Annotated in this window: 14 protein-coding genes and 1 pseudogene; 7 read left to right on the top strand and 8 right to left on the bottom strand. The window is 74.1% G+C overall.

Features of this window, described 5'->3' with window-relative positions; translation table 11 throughout:
• Positions 1–71: 71 nt before the first annotated feature.
• The 3 genes from ACFWAR_RS23715 to ACFWAR_RS23705 form a co-directional block, all read right to left on the bottom strand.
• The gene (locus tag ACFWAR_RS23715) at positions 72–1,139 is read right to left on the bottom strand and encodes an MASE1 domain-containing protein (RefSeq protein WP_385780447.1); all 1,068 of its coding nucleotides are present in this window, start codon (positions 1,137–1,139) and stop codon (positions 72–74) included.
• A gap of 67 nt (positions 1,140–1,206) precedes the next feature.
• Complete coding sequence (locus ACFWAR_RS23710) at positions 1,207–2,064, bottom strand: PP2C family protein-serine/threonine phosphatase (protein WP_385780444.1); 858 nt, start codon at positions 2,062–2,064, stop codon at positions 1,207–1,209.
• Positions 2,065–2,153: 89 nt separating this feature from the next.
• Positions 2,154–3,119, bottom strand: coding sequence for a pirin family protein (locus ACFWAR_RS23705; protein ID WP_385780442.1), 966 nt, complete (start codon positions 3,117–3,119; stop codon positions 2,154–2,156).
• A 177-nt stretch (positions 3,120–3,296) separates the two neighbouring features.
• On the opposite strand from ACFWAR_RS23705, the pseudogene ACFWAR_RS23700 reads away from it, so the two are divergent.
• The 6 genes and pseudogenes from ACFWAR_RS23700 to ACFWAR_RS23675 all read left to right on the top strand — a co-directional run.
• A pseudogene (locus ACFWAR_RS23700) lies at positions 3,297–3,680 on the top strand (tetratricopeptide repeat protein); the annotation flags it as partial.
• A gap of 96 nt (positions 3,681–3,776) precedes the next feature.
• Positions 3,777–4,982, top strand: coding sequence for a methyltransferase (locus ACFWAR_RS23695; RefSeq protein WP_385780439.1), 1,206 nt, complete (start codon positions 3,777–3,779; stop codon positions 4,980–4,982).
• 80 nt (positions 4,983–5,062) lie between these two features.
• Positions 5,063–5,854 (top strand): MerR family transcriptional regulator, encoded by a 792-nt coding sequence (locus tag ACFWAR_RS23690; protein ID WP_385780436.1) that lies wholly within the window; start codon positions 5,063–5,065, stop codon positions 5,852–5,854.
• A 107-nt stretch (positions 5,855–5,961) separates the two neighbouring features.
• Positions 5,962–6,597 carry a DUF6230 family protein gene (locus tag ACFWAR_RS23685; RefSeq protein WP_385780434.1) on the top strand — a complete coding sequence of 212 codons (636 nt, stop codon included), beginning with the start codon at positions 5,962–5,964 and terminating at the stop codon, positions 6,595–6,597.
• On the top strand, positions 6,588–7,100 hold the full coding sequence (locus tag ACFWAR_RS23680) for a DUF6114 domain-containing protein (RefSeq protein ID WP_385780431.1): 513 nt from the start codon (positions 6,588–6,590) through the stop codon (positions 7,098–7,100). Before ACFWAR_RS23685 ends, ACFWAR_RS23680 begins: the two co-directional genes overlap by 10 nt.
• Positions 7,097–7,759 (top strand): hypothetical protein, encoded by a 663-nt coding sequence (locus ACFWAR_RS23675; protein ID WP_385780428.1) that lies wholly within the window; start codon positions 7,097–7,099, stop codon positions 7,757–7,759. The genes ACFWAR_RS23680 and ACFWAR_RS23675 overlap by 4 nt, the downstream gene beginning before the upstream one ends.
• A 78-nt stretch (positions 7,760–7,837) precedes the next feature.
• Here ACFWAR_RS23675 and ACFWAR_RS23670 read toward each other — a convergent pair whose 3' ends face one another.
• The gene (locus ACFWAR_RS23670) at positions 7,838–10,597 is read right to left on the bottom strand and encodes a penicillin acylase family protein (RefSeq protein ID WP_385780426.1); all 2,760 of its coding nucleotides are present in this window, start codon (positions 10,595–10,597) and stop codon (positions 7,838–7,840) included.
• 142 nt (positions 10,598–10,739) lie between these two features.
• Here ACFWAR_RS23670 and ACFWAR_RS23665 point away from each other — a divergent pair, with 142 nt between their 5' ends.
• Positions 10,740–11,054: a DUF2087 domain-containing protein gene (locus ACFWAR_RS23665; RefSeq protein WP_385780424.1), complete on the top strand. Its 315-nt coding sequence runs from the start codon at positions 10,740–10,742 to the stop codon at positions 11,052–11,054.
• Here ACFWAR_RS23665 and ACFWAR_RS23660 read toward each other — a convergent pair.
• The 4 genes from ACFWAR_RS23660 to ACFWAR_RS23645 form a co-directional block, all read right to left on the bottom strand.
• Positions 11,051–12,634, bottom strand: a complete 1,584-nt coding sequence (locus ACFWAR_RS23660; RefSeq protein ID WP_385780422.1) for a YncE family protein — start codon at positions 12,632–12,634, stop codon at positions 11,051–11,053. The genes ACFWAR_RS23665 and ACFWAR_RS23660 overlap by 4 nt on opposite strands.
• A gap of 25 nt (positions 12,635–12,659) precedes the next feature.
• A complete protein-coding gene (locus tag ACFWAR_RS23655; RefSeq protein ID WP_385780419.1) occupies positions 12,660–13,211 on the bottom strand; it encodes a hypothetical protein in 552 nt (183 codons plus the stop codon).
• A gap of 226 nt (positions 13,212–13,437) precedes the next feature.
• Positions 13,438–13,869, bottom strand: coding sequence for a nucleoside deaminase (locus tag ACFWAR_RS23650; RefSeq protein WP_385780417.1), 432 nt, complete (start codon positions 13,867–13,869; stop codon positions 13,438–13,440).
• Positions 13,866–14,735, bottom strand: a complete 870-nt coding sequence (locus tag ACFWAR_RS23645; protein ID WP_385780414.1) for an LLM class flavin-dependent oxidoreductase — start codon at positions 14,733–14,735, stop codon at positions 13,866–13,868. Before ACFWAR_RS23645 ends, ACFWAR_RS23650 begins: the two co-directional genes overlap by 4 nt.
• Positions 14,736–14,754 lie beyond the last annotated feature (19 nt).

Genomic DNA, 14,754 nt, shown 5'->3' with positions numbered 1-14,754 from the left:
TCGGCCAAATCACCCGCACGGCCGCACGGCCGGAGCGGGCACCCGGCCCGGACCGATCCGTCCCCGACCGATCAGTCCCCGACCGGTCGGTCCCCGGCCGGTCGATCCCCCGCCGATCGTTCCCCGGCCGATCGGTCCCCCGCCGTGCCGGATCCGCGCGGCCCGTCCCGGTCCGGCGGTGGCCACGTGTCCACCGGCCGCCCCGGCACGAGGCGCTCCACCAGCTCGGCCATGTCCAGGCACGCCTGCTCGATCTTCTCCCGGACGTTCTGCTGCTCGGTGACCATCGCCGACAGCAGCAGCCCGGTCAGCGCCACGGAGCCGTTGAGCGCCTGGAGGTTCACCATGACCTCCAGGAGCGACTGGCCGGCGAAGGGCCCGACCCGGTCGTTCGCCGCCGAGATCGCCAGTACGGACACCAGGAGCACGCACGGCGCGGCCCCCGGCAGCCGGAACCGCAGCGCGGCCCAGATCAGCAGCGGGAAGACGAGGAAGAGCAGGGCGATCGAGCTGCGGGTGACGAACAGCGAGACGAGCACGACACCGACCGCCAGCGCCACCGCCTCCGCCCATCGCAGGGGGTCCCGGGACAGTCCGTACGGCCGCCGCAGGACGAGCAGCAAGGGGGTCAGGACGAGCACCCCCATGGCGTCCCCGGCCCACCAGGCCGCCCAGAAGGACCAGAACCCGTCTCCCGGAAGGCTGCCGCTGAGCAGCACCACCACCGAACCCACGGTGGCGCTGATCAGCATCGGGACCATGCCGCCGAGGAAGACCAGCGCCACGCCGTCCCCGAGGCGGTCCAGCGCGGGGCGGAAGCCCACCCTGCGCAGGAGCAGGGCCGCGCACACCGGCGCGAGGGTGTTGCCCGCGAGGATCGCCAGACCGGAGGGCTGGAACCCGTTGATCGTCTCGATCACGAGGTAGCTGCCGAGGGCGATTCCCGGCCAGACCCCCAGCCCCAGCCGCAGCAGGCCGCTCAGCGCGATGCCCGTCGGCAGGAAGAGGGGCGTGACGACGGCGCCGTCGATCTCGACCCGCTGGAGCAGGCCGATCCGCCCGGTCACGTAGTAGGCGACGGCCACGGCGAGGATCCGCAGGACCGCAACGCCCCACCGTCGCCACCGCTCGTTGCGCACCGCACCATCAGAACACCGTCCCCGCGTCCCGGCAGGACGTGACACGCGCCCCGGCGGCTGCCCGGGCTCACCCGCAGGGGCCCGTAGGGGCCTCCTGCGGCGGGCCGCCCGTCGCGTCGTGGCACAGGACGAGCACCGCGGCGTCGTCCGCGTGGCCGGTGGAGTCCGCCACCTCCATCACCGCGGCGGCCAGCTCGCCCGGCTCGGCGCCCGCCCCTTCCCTGACCACCCGGGCGACCCGGTCCAGCCCCTCGTCGATCGGGAAGGTCGGCCCTTCGACCACCCCGTCGGTGAGCAGGACGAACGCCCCCGCCTTGGTCAGCCTGCGCCGGGTCACCGGGTAGACGGCCCCCGCCAGCATCCCCAGCGGCACTCCCCCGGCGTCCAGGGATATGCCGTACTCCCCGTCGACGGTCGCCCAGACGGCCGGCACGTGGCCCGCGCGGGCGCTCTCCAGCGCCCAGCTCCCCGGGTCGAAGCGCAGGAAACTACAGGTCGCGAAGAGGTCGCAGTCCACCGACAGCAGCAGGTCGTTGGCCCGGCTCAGCACCTCGCCCGGGTCCGCCGCGGAGGCCGCCACCGCGCGCAGCCCGATCCGCACCTGGCCCATGAAGGCGGCCGCCTCGACGTCGTGGCCCTGGACGTCGCCGAGGGAGAAGCCCAGGGCGCCGCCCGGCAGCGGGAAGCCGTCGTACCAGTCGCCGCCTATGTCCAGGCCGTGCCGGGCGGGCGCGTAGCGCGCCGCGGTCCGCAGCCCGGGCACGTTCGGCAGGGCGGCCGGGAGCATCCGGCGCTGGAGGGCCTCCGCCAGCTCCACCCGGGCCTGCTGGAACTCCGCCCGCTCGCGGGCCTGCGCGGTGAGGAGTCCGAGCCTGTTGAGCAGGTCGTCGGCGCTCGTCGGCCGCGGAGCACGTGGCGGGGCCATGGACCGCTCCCAGGTGTGACGGACTGGCGCGCACATCATATTTCGGGGCGGCCCCCGGCGCCCGTCGGGAGCCGGGGGCCGCCCCCGGGTCAGCGGACGCGGCCCCGGGGCTTGAGGGGGACCGGCGGGAGCTCGGGGGCCGGGATGGGCGCGCCGTCGTACCCCTTCACCTCGCCGTAGCGGGTGCCGCCCATCCACTGCGAACGGGCCTGCTGGATCTCCTCGTTGGTGCGGGCCACGAAGTTCCACCACATGAGGATCTCCTCCTCGAACGGCTCCCCGCCCAGCAGCATCAGGCTCGCGTCCGAGGAGGCCCGCAGCGGCAGCTCGGTGCGCCCGCAGCCCAGGTAGAGCATCGATCCGGGCAGCACCGGAACGCCGTCCACCACCGCCTCGCCCGCCATCGACAGGACCGCGTACTCGAAGTCGGGCTCCAGCGGCAGCCTGGCCCCGGCCCCGGCGGCCAGGGTGATGTCGGCGCCGACGAGGGGGCTGTACGTGGTGCCGGGCGAGGTCGCGGTGTCGAGCGTGCCCATGATCACCGTGGCGGACAGCCCCGGAGCGGTGACGTGCGGCAGCTCGCCGTGGTGCTCGAAGTGCGGGGCCACCTGGCGGTGCGCGTCCGGGAGCGCCACCCACAGCTGGGCGCCGTGCAGGAAACGGGCGTGCCGGCGGGGGCTCTCCTCGGAGTGGCTGATGCCGCTGCCGGAGGTCATCAGGCCCAGTTCGCGGACCCCGACGGTCTGCAGGCTGCCGACGCTGTCGCGGTGCAGGACCTCGCCCTGGTGCAGCCAGCTGACGGTCTGCAACCCCTGGTGGGGGTGCGGGGCCACCTGCATGCCGGGCTCGTCGGCGATGTCGTCGGGGCCGTAGTGGTCGACGAAGCACCAGGCGCCGACCATGCGGCGTCCCAGGTTCGGCAGCAGTCGGCGCACTTCGGTGCCCGCGCCGAGGGTGACCCGGCGGGGGCTGAGGAGTTCACGGACCGGTTCGGCGACGACGAAGCCGCGCCCGCCGCAGGCGGACAGGGCGGGCTGGCGTTCGAGATTGCTCATGGGCACAACCTAGTGCCGTGACCGGAAAGCTTCACCGCGTCACGGCGCCCGGCACGACGCGACCGCACGGAATGTCCGGCGCGGCGCGCGTGTTGCAGCCACCGCACACCCGACGACCGAACAGGCCGGACGGACCGAACGGTCCGGCAGGGCCGGGAGGAACCGATGGACACGCCGATGGACCCGACGCCGAACCCTGAGGGCAAGGCCCCGGCCCAGGCACCGGCCGCGTACTACGAGCAGGGCACGGCGGCCGAGCGCTGGACCCGCGCCGGGCTGTTCTTCGACGCCAAGGAGTACGTCCCCGCCGCCCGTGTGCTGGAGACCCTGACCGCCGAGGCCCCCGAGCAGCTGGCTCCCCGGCTGCTGCTGGCCCGCACCTACTACCACTCGGCCCGGCTCTCGCTCGCCGAGCGCGAACTGCGCGCCCTGCTGGAGCGCTGGCCCGTGGAGGACTACGCCCAGCTGCTGCTCGGGCGCACCCTGGAGCGCCAGGGGCGGGCGGCCGAGGCGGCCCCGCACCTGCGCATCGCCGCCGCGATGGCCGGTGAGTTCCCCGAGTCCCGGGAGGCGGACCGCGCCGGGGAGGCCCGTACGGACGCCCCGGCGCCGCCGGGTGCGGGCGCGGAGCCCGCACTCGGTTAGCCTGGGTCCCATATGAACTGCCTCACCACGCCTTTCGGCTCCCACCAGCTCACCCGCTTCCCCGAGGACCCCCGTGACCGGCTCCGCGCCTGGGACGCCGCCGACGAGTACCTGCTGCGGCACCTCGCCGCCGGTACCGGCGAGCGCCCCCCGGTGGAGCTGGACGGGCAGATCACCGTCCTCGGGGACCGCTGGGGGGCCCTGGTGACGGCGCTGGCCGCGCACCGGCCGGTACAGATCACGGACTCCTCCCTCGCCCACGAGGCGACCCGCCTCAATCTGGCGCGCGCCGGGGTGCCCGAGGCCGACGTCCGGCTGCTGACCACCCAGGACGCCCCGCCGGAGCGGATCGACGTCCTGATCGTCCGCGTGCCCAAGAGCCTGGCGCTGCTGGAGGACCAGCTGCACCGGCTGGCCCCGCACCTGCACGCGGACACCGTGGTCGTCGGCACCGGCATGGTGAAGGACATCCACACCTCCACGCTGCGGCTCTTCGAGCGCATCATCGGCCCGACCCGGACCTCCCTCGCGGAGAAGAAGGCCCGGCTGATCTTCGCCACGCCCGGACCGCAGGCCGCCCGCGAGGCCGCCGCGCCCGGTCCCTGGCCGCTGACCTACACCCTGGACGAGGACTCCGGCGCGGCCTCCGGGCTCACCGCGGTCAACGAGGCCGGGGTCTTCTGCGCGGACCGGCTCGACATCGGCACGCGCTTCCTGCTCCAGCACTTCCCGCAGCGCACCGGCGCCGCCCGGATCGTAGACCTGGGCTGCGGCAACGGCGTGGTCGGCACGGCCGCCGCGCTCGCCGAGCCCGGCGCCGAAGTGATCTTCACCGACGAGTCGTACCAGGCGGTGGCCTCGGCGCGGGCGACCTACCGGGCCAACGTCCCGGAGGGCGACCACAGGGCCGAGTTCCTGGTCGGCGACGGGCTCGCCGGGGTGCCGGACGGCTCCGTGGACCTGGTGCTGAACAACCCGCCGTTCCACTCGCACCAGGCGACGACCGAGGCCACCGCGATGCGGATGTTCGCCCAGGCCCGCCAGGCCCTGCGGCCCGGCGGCGAGCTGTGGGTGGTGGGCAACCGCCACCTCGGCTACCACGTCCGGCTGCGCCGGCTCTTCGGGAACAGCCAACTCGTCGCGAGCGACCCGAAGTTCGTGGTCCTGCGCGCGGTCAAGCAGGCCCCCGCGCCCAAGGACCGACCCGCCGGGGAGTGAGCGCCCGCCACCGGACGGCGAGCGGTGGGTACCCGCCGGTACCGGCCAGGCACGTCCTGATCACGCCCTAGACTCGCCCCGTGAGCAGCAGCCGGGTCGGGCCGACCCCATCGGCGGGCGAGCGCGCGGCGCACCGCGACGACGGGCCCCCGGCCCGCTACCGCCGGGAGGAAGTCGCCCTCGCGGCGGGCGTGAAGGTGCGCAACCTGCGCTACTACCAGGAACGCGGCCTGCTCCCGCCGCCGCTGCGCGAGGGCCGGATCGCCTGGTACTCCGACGACCACCTCGCCCGGCTGCGACTGATCAGCGACCTCCTGGGCCGGGGCTACACCGTCAACGGCATCGCGGAGCTGCTGCGCGCCTGGGAGGAGGGCGGCGGGATCGGCCGACTCCTGGGCCTGGAGCGGGAGATGACCCGGGGCTGGGTGCGCGAGGACCCGGTCACGATGACCCTGGCCGAGCTGCGCGCGCTGTTCGGCGCGGCGGCCACCGCGCAGCACACCCGGCGCGCCGCGGCCCTGCGGTACCTCACGATCGAGGGCGACGCGGTGACCTTCCCAAGTCGCGGGCTGCTGGAGGCGACCGTGGCGCTGGTGCGCCAGGGGGTGCCGCTGACCGAGATCCTGGACGCGGGGGACTTCGTACAGACCCAAGCGGCTGCGCTCGCGGACCGGTTCGTGGGACTCTTCCGATCGCATGTGATCGGCCCGGCCGGGCTGGAGCACCTTTCGGCCACCCAGGTTCAGCACATCACGGATGCGGTCGCCGCCCTGCGTCCGGTGGCGGGCGAGGTCGTGGCCGCCGAGTTCGCCCGTGCGATGGCCCGGCGGGTGGAGGCCGAGGCCGCCGAACTGCTGCGTACGGAGCAGTAGGAGTCGGCCGAAACCGGGCGTTCCCGCAACCTTGCCAACCACCATTGGCACTCTTACATTCAACTCGTCGGTAACAACGGTGCACAGCCGATATATAGGGGCATCCGGTGGAAGATTCCCAGAACTTACCTGACAACGCTGTCAACAGCGCTGACGGCCGGGTCAGATGGCGGCGCTTCGCCGTCCTGACCCTCCCGGCGGTCGCGGTCACGGCCGGCCTCGGGATAGCCCTGGCGCAGGGCGCGCTCGCCGCCTCCTTCGCCGTCTCGGGGCAGCAGTTCAAGGTCTCGGCGCAGAGCCTGGAGGGCGAGGGCTTCGCCCAGTACGGCAGCGTCGACGTCAACGCCCGCAACGAGCTCATCCCGGTGGCGGTCACCGCCATCAAGGAGGCCAAGCTCCACAGCCTCTGCCAGTCGGTGGTCACCACGCTCCCGCTGATCGGCGACATCTCGCTCAACCTCACGGCGGGTCAGAAGGCTCCGGTCGAGGCCAGCAACCTCTTCGTGGACGCGACCCAGCTCTCCGGCGACGCGGTCTTCAGCAACATCGAGATCGGCCGGGACGCCTCCACCCTGGACAAGGGTCCGACGGAGGCCGTGGGCATGCAGGACCTCTTCGCCCAGCAGGCCGACAGCGTCACCATCAGCAACCTGCACCAGACGGCGTGGGCGACCAACGCCGGCACCTTCAAGCTCTCCGGCCTCAACATGAACATCAGCAAGGGCAAGAAGGAATGCTTCTGACCCGGGGCGGCGCCCGGGACGGCACCGGCCCGGAGACCGGCACCCCGTCCGGCGGCGGCCGGCGGCCCGGCAGGTTCCGTCGCTGGAGGCGGAGCAGACCCTTCTGGGGCGGCTTCTTCGCCCTCCTCGCCGGAGCCGAGATCTGCGCGCTGCCGCTGGCACCGCTGAAGATCATGCTCCAGCAGGGCGTGGCGGGCATCCCGTCCGTCCTGATGGGGATCGTCATGATCGTGATGGGGCTCTCCGCCTGGTTCTCCCCTCAGCACCGCACCCTGGCGGGGATCCTCACGACGCTCATCGCCACCGCCGCGCTGGTCCTGTCGAATCTGGGCGGGTTCCTGATCGGCACCCTGCTCGGCATCCTCGGCGGCGGTCTGATGTTCGCCTGGCAGCCTTCCGCCGCGTCCCGCCGCACGTCCGCCACTCCCCCCACGGACACCACTCCTCCCCCCTCTCCTGCGCCCCCCACGCAGGACACCGATCCCCAAGGAGCGCCGTCATGACCCGTACGCGCACCCGCACCGCACTCGCCCTGTCCGCCGCCCTCGCGGCCGCCGGGGCCCTGACCCTGGGCTCCGTCCCCGCGACGGCGAGCCCCTTACCCCTGGCGGGCTCGACCACCGTCTCGCCCGCCGGACACGCCTTCAAGGCCACGCTCAGCGGCAAGGCCACCCTCAAGGCCGGCTCGGTCACCGTGACCTGCTCGGTCTCCGTCTCGACGGGTTCGGTCCCGGCCGCTCCCGGCAACCACAACGCGGCCGGGCCCGTCTCCTCGCCCATCTCGCCGCCGACGTACAGCTCGTGCACCTCCAGCATCCCCGGGGTCACGCCGACGGTCACCACGAGCGGCGCGTGGTCCGTCTCGATGCAGAACGGCTCGCCGATCACGGCCACGATGACCGTGCCCACCGGCGGTCTGGTCGTGCACACGACCGGCCTCGCCACCTGCACCGTGACCACCGCCCCCAGCGGTCCGGCCGCGGTCGCGGGCACCTGGACCAACGGCGCCCCCTCCAGCCTGACCTTCACGAACGCCACCGTGCCGGTCACGGTCACCGGCGGCTTCGGCTGTCCGACGAGCGCGACCAGTTCGACCTTCAACGCCGTGTACAAGGTGACGGACACCACCGACCCGGCCCAGCAGATCACCGTCGCTCCCTGATCCCCGCACGGTGAACGCGGCCCCGCCGCCTCCGGTACGCACCGGGGGCGGCGGGGCCTTCGCGCGGGGCGGGCCGGTTCAGCGGTGCGCCGGGAACTCCACCACCTGCTGGTAGGTCGGCCGGTTCTGCCAGGTGGTCATCGGGTGGGCGAGCCCGCCCACCGGACGCTGGACGATGCCGTCCGCGCACCACTGCTTTCCGGCGGCGCAGGTGCCGTCGGCCGGGTAGACCGCGGCCGGGGTAGCGGCCGCCGCCTGCTTCAGGGTGGCGAGCAGGACCTCGCGGCAGCCGCTCAGCGAGCCGCCCCCGCAGTAGACCCGGGACGGCGGATCGGCCACCGGCCGCCCGAGGACCATCCGCAGGTCCTCGTCCGCGTAGCTCCACCAGCCGTACTGGAACGCGGATCCGGCGTGCGAACCGGTGGGCCCGTGGCCCGCGTTGGGCGCCTCGTCGATGGTCAGCGAGGCCCGTAGCGCGTCGTACAGGGGGGCGCCGAGGCCGGGCTTGAACTCGGCTTCGATCAGCAGCGGCCACCACGCGTCCATGATGCGGATCGCGTCGGCGTTCGCGTAGGTCTGCGAACCCGGGGCGGTCTCCTTGCGCTCGCTGCCGGCGTCGCGCCAGGCGGTCAGCTTCTGCACCGCGGCGGCCGCAGCCGGATCGCCCACGGGCGCGCTGGTGAGGACGTCGATCAGCTCGGGCAGCAGGTTCTCCCCGCGCAGGTCGGTGACCGCCGCGTCCTCCATGGCCCGGGTGAGCGAGGCCCGGGTGACCCCGCCCGCGGCGACGAGCGGTTTGACCCGGTCGTCCAGGAGGCTGGCGCGGTGCACCGCGCCCATCCCGAAGCCGGCCGCGCCGTACCCCTTGGCCTGCTTGTTGTTCCAACTGATGTAGTAGTCCTGCCCGATGGACCGCGGGTGCTCGGCGGGCGGCGTGTAGCGGGCCGTGTTCGCGGTCGGGTCGAAGTCCCGCCACTCGTAGGCGGCCCGGCCGAAGACGGGCAGCGCGGGATCGACCCCGGCGGCGCGGACCGGGTTCAGCCCGCTGTTGTAGTAGGCGGCCTCGCGGGAGTCGGCGTAGAACCAGTTGAAGGCGTAGCCGATGTGCTGCGCGGCCTCCTGGAAGGCGTGCGCGTCCGTCACGTACGCGGGGTCGTTGAGCATCTGGAAGCCGATCATCGAGTCGGCCTCGTGGCGGTAGGTCGAGCGCAGCGCGGTGTAGGCGACCGGCTTGCCCGCGACGGTCGCGCGGTGCGTGACGATGCCGTAGGCGGTGCGCCACACCTGCATCCGGTAGGAGCCCGCCGCGGTGCCGTCGGCGACGCTCGGGGTCCAGGCGTTGCTGTGCTCCAGCTTCTCCATGGGCGTGCAGGTCCCGCGCAACAGGTAGGAGGCGGAGGCGGTGCTCGGCGCGCCGCCGCCCGGCTCGCACAGCTCGACGGCGAAGGTGTCGGTGATGTCCTGCCCGGCGGAGGTCGCGCTCCAGGCGTAGTCCTGGCCGCGTCCGAGCTGTACGTACATGCTCACGCCCGCGAAGGAGGCCCCGCGCGCGCTCAGGCCCGGGCCCTGGAGCTCCTGGAGCATGAGCAACTGGGGTGCCAGATAGCCGGTCTGCGGGCCGAAGACGGCGACGGGGTGACCGCTCGCGGTCTTCGCGCCGGAGACGAGGAGCGCGTTGGACATGCTCTGCTTGATCGGTTTGGGCGGGTTCGCCGCGGCCGCGGTGGCCGCGGCGCCCTTGCGGTCGTACACCAGCGGTTCGGCGACGACCGACCCGGCGTCCGGGAGCGCGGTGCCCTGCGGGTCCGCCGGCTTCTGGGCGTAGGGGAAGCTCGTTCCGTCGTGGACCGTCAACACGGCCTCGGGGTCCTCGCGTTCGCGGAAGGACTCCCAGACCCGGGTGCCCTCCTCCAGGCCGAACTTCTGCTGCGCGGCCAGGAGCGAGAGCGCGGCCTGCACCTCGCCGCCGCCACCGCCGCCGAAGAGTCCGCCGACGACGGAGGCGAGGGCGATCAGGTCGGTGAGGGTGAAGGGCTGGATCTCCCCCGCGTTGGTGATCGAGTTGATGTGTCCGGTGAGGACGTACTCGCCGGGGAAGTAGCGGCCGTTCTTCGACTGCGTCCGGTAGTCGTTGACGCCGTCGACGTACGCCTGCGCGTCCGCCATCGCCTGGCGGCCGCGCTCGCCCTCGGTGGTGCGGATCCGGTCCACCTGGGCCTGCAGGTCGGCCTCGGTGTAGGGGGCCTGGGGCCAGAACTCCTGCTCCAGGCCCTGGTTGGCGAGGGCGCCGCCGGCGAAGGGGGTCAGGTCCCCGCGGCCGACGTGCCGGAAGAGGTCCATCTGCCACAGCCGGTCCTGGGCGGCGGCGTAGCCCGCGCCGTACTCGGTGCCGTAGCGGGTGGTGCCCTTGATGTGGGGCACGCCGGACTTCTTGTCCCGGGTGATGGTGACGTCGGGGCGCGGGCTCACGGTCGATTCGACCTGGGCGGCGGGGACGCCGAAGGAGGAGTCGTTGAAGAAGTCGTTGATCTTGGCGTCGGTCAGGCCCTGGTACCCGCCCGCCAGCGAGGCGTAGCGGGCCAACTGGTCCGAGGTGTGGGCCGGGAGGGTGCCGAAGGCCTTGTGGAGCAGGATCTGGGCGAGGGTGGCGTTGCCGCTCTGGCCGGGCGGCAGGATGTCGGAGCACTGGCCGCCGCAGTAGTCCGCGACGGGGAGCGGGACGGGGTCGGCGGCGGCCCGGGCCGCCGAGGCGGTCGCGAGGGGGGAGAACAGGGCGGCGCCCAGGGCGATGAGCCCGCCGGCGACGGCGGCGCGCAGGCGGGCGGTGGGGCGATTCATGGGTGCTCCTCCGAGAGGCGGGGAACGGTTCCCGGAGGGTACTGGCGGGGACTACCAATCAGTAAGATGAAGGAGCGTCACTTTTTGCCGGGCGGGGAAAACCGGTTGCCCCGCCCACGGCCGCCGGGCGAGGCTGCCGCTCATGTCCCAGAACGCAGCGCAGCACCCGCCCCATCCGTCCGGCCGCACCGAACGCGACCCCGTGGCCGACCTCTTCTCCGCCCATGGCCGACTCAAGGCGGTCCCACGCAAACCGGCCCGCCGCGAGCAGCTCCTGCGACACCTGGCCGAGACCCTGTTCGAGCCGGACCGCGACTACACCGAGCCCGAGGTCAACGGGGCGCTGCGCTCCGTGCACGACGACAGCGCCGCGCTGCGGCGCTACCTGGTCATCGCGGGCCTGCTGACGCGGACCCGCGACGGCGGCAGCTACCGGCGCGCGACGCTCCCGACCTAGATCGTCCCGTGCGGACCTTGCCGGTCCCCGGAGAGGTCTCCGGCGTCCGGCGTGCGGCGGCCACGGCGGGCGAGCAGCCAGCCGCCACCGGCCAGGAGCGCCGACGCGGCACCGGCCAGGGCGGTGACGGCGACACCGGTGGACGCGAGCGCGCCACCCGCGGCGCCGGAACCAGCGCCGCCGACCGTGCCACCGGAAGCCGATCCCGACACCCCGGCGCCGGATGCCGGAGCACCGCCCGACCCGCCTCCCGCACCGCCCGCGGTACCCGGGTCTCCGCCGTCGCCGGTCGTGATCACCGGCACCTGGGCGCCGGTCGACGCGGACGGGGCGGGCGACGAACCCGACGGCGCGGGTGAGGGCCCCGGCGGGCCCGTGGGGCCGGGCGTGGACGTCGGCGAGGGCCCCGGACCCGGGGTCGTCGGCGGCGAACTCCCGTCCGTGGGAGCGGGGGTAAGCGTCGGGCTCGGCTCGACCCGCTCCAGCCGGGTGATCCGTGCTCCGGCCGGGTCGGACACGAACACCACGCCTGCGCCGGGGGCCACCGCGATGGCGGCCGCGCCCAACTGCACCTGGTTGCCCGGCAGGACGACGGGCGGCGCGGCCTCCTTCCGGTCCGCCGAGCCCAGCACGGTGAGCGTGCCGTCGCCGTCGCTGCCCGGGCTGGCCGGGTCCCCCGCGTCCTGCCAGACCACGAAGACCTGGTGGGTGGCACGGTCGAAGGCGGCCGCCCGGGGCAGGTCCGCTCCGGTGACCGTGCCGAGGGGGGCGCCCGCACGGTCGTACACGAGCACGGAGTTGTCGAGCCCGACCCACACGGCCCCGGTCTCCGGGTCCACCTCGACGAATCCGCCGAACCCCTCCCCCGCGGGGAGCCGGACCGTGGCGGCGACCGCGAAGGACGCGAGGTCGACCCGGTACAACGCGCGACCGGCGTAGTCGGCGAACCAGGCCGCGCCGCGCGCCGCGTCGACGGCGAACTCCGTTCCGCCGTCGAGCGCGAGGGTGCGCCCGACCTTCACCGCGGCGGTGTCGACCTCCTCCAGCACGGAGCCCTGCGCCACGAGGACCGTGCCGGGGGTGGCGCCCGGGCCGACGTCGGTGACCGTCGCCCCCGGGAGCCAGCCGCCCGTCACGGCCGGGTCCCCGTCCTTGGCGGTGCCGATGCCGCGCAGCGGATAGACGAAGGCGGCGCCGTCACCGGGCAGCGGGCCCGCGAAGCGGCCCACCGCGCGCGGGCCGAGCGCGCCGGTGGGTCCGGGCGCCCGGCCGACCGTGCTGCGCACCTTCCCGTCGGCCGGGTCCAGTACGTACAGCCCGTTCTCGTTGACCCCGGTGGTGTCCGGCAGATCCGCCGAACCGACGTACAGCTTGCCGGAGTCGGGGTGCAGGAGCAGGTCGCGGGGCCGTCCCGTGGTGGTGAACTGCGCCACCGCCCGGTAGCTCGCGGTGGCGGCGGGCGCACCGCTCGCGGCGGACGCCGCGGTGCCCGCCGCGAGCGCGCCGAGGACGACGGCGACCGAGGTGACGGCGGTGGCCGTGACGGTGGCGCCGACGATGCTGTGATGGCGGAGTGTCATGGGATCGACCGGTCGACCGGGGCGGCTAGTTGAAGGTCACCGGGGCGTGCACGTCGTACGCGCGGTTCCCGGAGTTGAAGTGGTCGGCGCGGGTGACGACCGCGCATTCCACGGTCTCGCCGCAGATCTGGCCGTTGCCCAGGTCGGCCTTGACGTGGATGGTGACGCTGAAGCTGCCGCCGGGCCCGAAGACGGAGGTGTTGGGGAGCGTGCCGCCGCCGACGTTGGAGACCCAGTGGGAGGCCCCGGTGGTGCCGGCCTGGTCCGAACCGCCCAGGCACGGCGTGGGCTTGGCCGCGCCCTGGGCGCCGCTGACCGCGCAGAGACCGACGTAGACGCCCTTGGCGGTGTTGTAGCCGCTGCCGGTGACGGTGATGTTCTGGCCCGTCGCGGCGGCGGCGCCGGGCGCGGTGAGCGAGAGGTGGTAGGTCGCGCCGCCGTCGGTGACCGTGCGGGTCGAGGTGGCGGCCGAGGCGGAGCCGGCCATGCCCAGGGCCACGGCGAGGGTGGCGGTGGCGGCGACGGCCGTGCGGACGAGGTTGCGGGCGGCGGTGCGGGGCGTGCGGGCGGCACTCATCGGGGAACACCTTTCGGGCGCGGAAGCAGGGGTGGGAAGGCCGGAGGACGGCGCGGAGCCCGCCCCGTCCATCTCGACTTAGGTGAGGCTAACCTAATTTCGATCAAGATGGGAAGGGTGGTTCCGGCCGTCCGGACCCGGCCGCTCCGTCGGGAACTCCGCCCGCTCCACGACCGGTTCGCCCTCCGCCACCCGCACCTGCGGCGCGCGCCGGTGGGCCCGGGCCCTACCGCGGGTAGTACCGGGCGACCGTCTCCCGCACCTCCTCGAAGAGGAAGGGACCCTCCTGCGGTACGGGCGGTCGCCCGCTGCCCGGCCTGATGCCGGCCAGCTGCTCACCGGACAGCGCGAACACCACCCGCCGCAGGCCCGCCTGCCGGATGGCCGCCGCGCACATCCCGCACGGCTCGCAGCTGGTGTACAGCGTGGTGCCCGCCGCCGTGGGCGCGTCCAGCTCCCGCGCGGCCCAGCGCGCCAGCTTCAGTTCCGGATGCGCGGTGATGTCCGCGTCGCCGCGGGTCGTGTTGCGCTCCTGCGCCAGCACCGCCCCGTCCGGCCCCGCCAGCAGTGCGCCGAAGGGGGGATCGCCGCGCTCGCCCGCCTCTCCCGCGAGCGCGATCGCCCGCCGCAGGAAGGCCCGGTCCTCGGGTGTGGTCATGACGGGTGCTCCGTTCCGGTGCGTGGTGAGGGGGTGAGGTGCGCGGCCACCGTCGCCAGTGCCTGCCAGGCCGCTTCCGGGTGGCACGTCTGGCGGGGGTCGCCGCCGTAGGGGTCGAGGATCACGGCCTCGGCGCCCAACGACCGCAGGGCGGCGAGGTCTTCGACGACCTGCCCGATCGTTCCCTGCCCGGCGAGCCGGTCCGGCCCGACGACCGGCCGCGCCGTGAGCCCGAGGGCGATCCGGGGCGCGAGGGCGGGCGCGGGCCGCCCCAGGTCGTCCGCGTGCGCGGCGAGCCGCACCGCCGCCTCGCGCAGCCACGCCACGGTGGGGCGCAGCGGATGCCACGCGTCGCCGAAGCGCACGGCCCGGCGCTGACCCGCGTCGCTGTTGCCGCCGACCCACACCGGGATCGGCCGGTCCCCGTATCCGGCGGTGTCCGCCCAGGCCTCGCGGAGGCCGCGCAGGTGGTCGTCGGTCAACCGGCCCCGCCGCGCGAAGGGGACGCCCAGGGCCGCGAACTCCTGCCGCGCCCAGCCCGCCCCGATGCCCAGGACCAGGCGTCCGCCGCTCAGTTCGTTGACGTTGGCCGCCATCCGGGCCGTGAGCAGCGGGTGCCGGTAGGGAGCGATGAGCACCGTCGTGCCGAGCCGGACCCGGGTGGTCAGGCCGGCGAGCCAGGACAGGGTGGTGAACGGTTCGTAGAAGGGCGCGGGATAGCGTGCGGCGACGTCGGGCGTGATGGCCACGTGGTCCGAGACCATCAACAGGTCGTAGCCCAGGTCCTCCACGGTCCGGGCCCAGCCGCGCAGGACTCCCGGATCGGTGCCGGGGCCGAAATTGGGGACGTTCACTCCGATCTTCACACCGTCGAGCCTAGCCAGG

The organism is Streptomyces sp. NPDC059917 (genome assembly GCF_042730635.1).
Taxonomy (GTDB): Bacteria; Actinomycetota; Actinomycetes; order Streptomycetales; family Streptomycetaceae; genus Streptomyces.
Note: the sequence above shows the minus strand (reverse complement) of the source record. Positions and strands in the feature narration are given on the sequence as shown.

Excerpts from the sequence above, each read along its gene's own strand:
- ACFWAR_RS23695 (WP_385780439.1), top strand. The coding sequence starts at position 3,777 with ATGAACTGCCTCACCACGCCTTTCGGCTCCCACCAGCTCACCCGCTTC.
- ACFWAR_RS23660 (WP_385780422.1), bottom strand. The coding sequence starts at position 12,634 with ATGACACTCCGCCATCACAGCATCGTCGGCGCCACCGTCACGGCCACC.
- ACFWAR_RS23670 (WP_385780426.1), bottom strand. The coding sequence starts at position 10,597 with ATGAATCGCCCCACCGCCCGCCTGCGCGCCGCCGTCGCCGGCGGGCTC.
- ACFWAR_RS23710 (WP_385780444.1), bottom strand. The coding sequence starts at position 2,064 with ATGGCCCCGCCACGTGCTCCGCGGCCGACGAGCGCCGACGACCTGCTC.
- ACFWAR_RS23705 (WP_385780442.1), bottom strand. The coding sequence starts at position 3,119 with ATGAGCAATCTCGAACGCCAGCCCGCCCTGTCCGCCTGCGGCGGGCGC.
- ACFWAR_RS23665 (WP_385780424.1), top strand. The coding sequence starts at position 10,740 with ATGTCCCAGAACGCAGCGCAGCACCCGCCCCATCCGTCCGGCCGCACC.
- ACFWAR_RS23650 (WP_385780417.1), bottom strand. The coding sequence starts at position 13,869 with ATGACCACACCCGAGGACCGGGCCTTCCTGCGGCGGGCGATCGCGCTC.
- ACFWAR_RS23675 (WP_385780428.1), top strand. The coding sequence starts at position 7,097 with ATGACCCGTACGCGCACCCGCACCGCACTCGCCCTGTCCGCCGCCCTC.
- ACFWAR_RS23655 (WP_385780419.1), bottom strand. The coding sequence starts at position 13,211 with ATGAGTGCCGCCCGCACGCCCCGCACCGCCGCCCGCAACCTCGTCCGC.
- ACFWAR_RS23680 (WP_385780431.1), top strand. The coding sequence starts at position 6,588 with ATGCTTCTGACCCGGGGCGGCGCCCGGGACGGCACCGGCCCGGAGACC.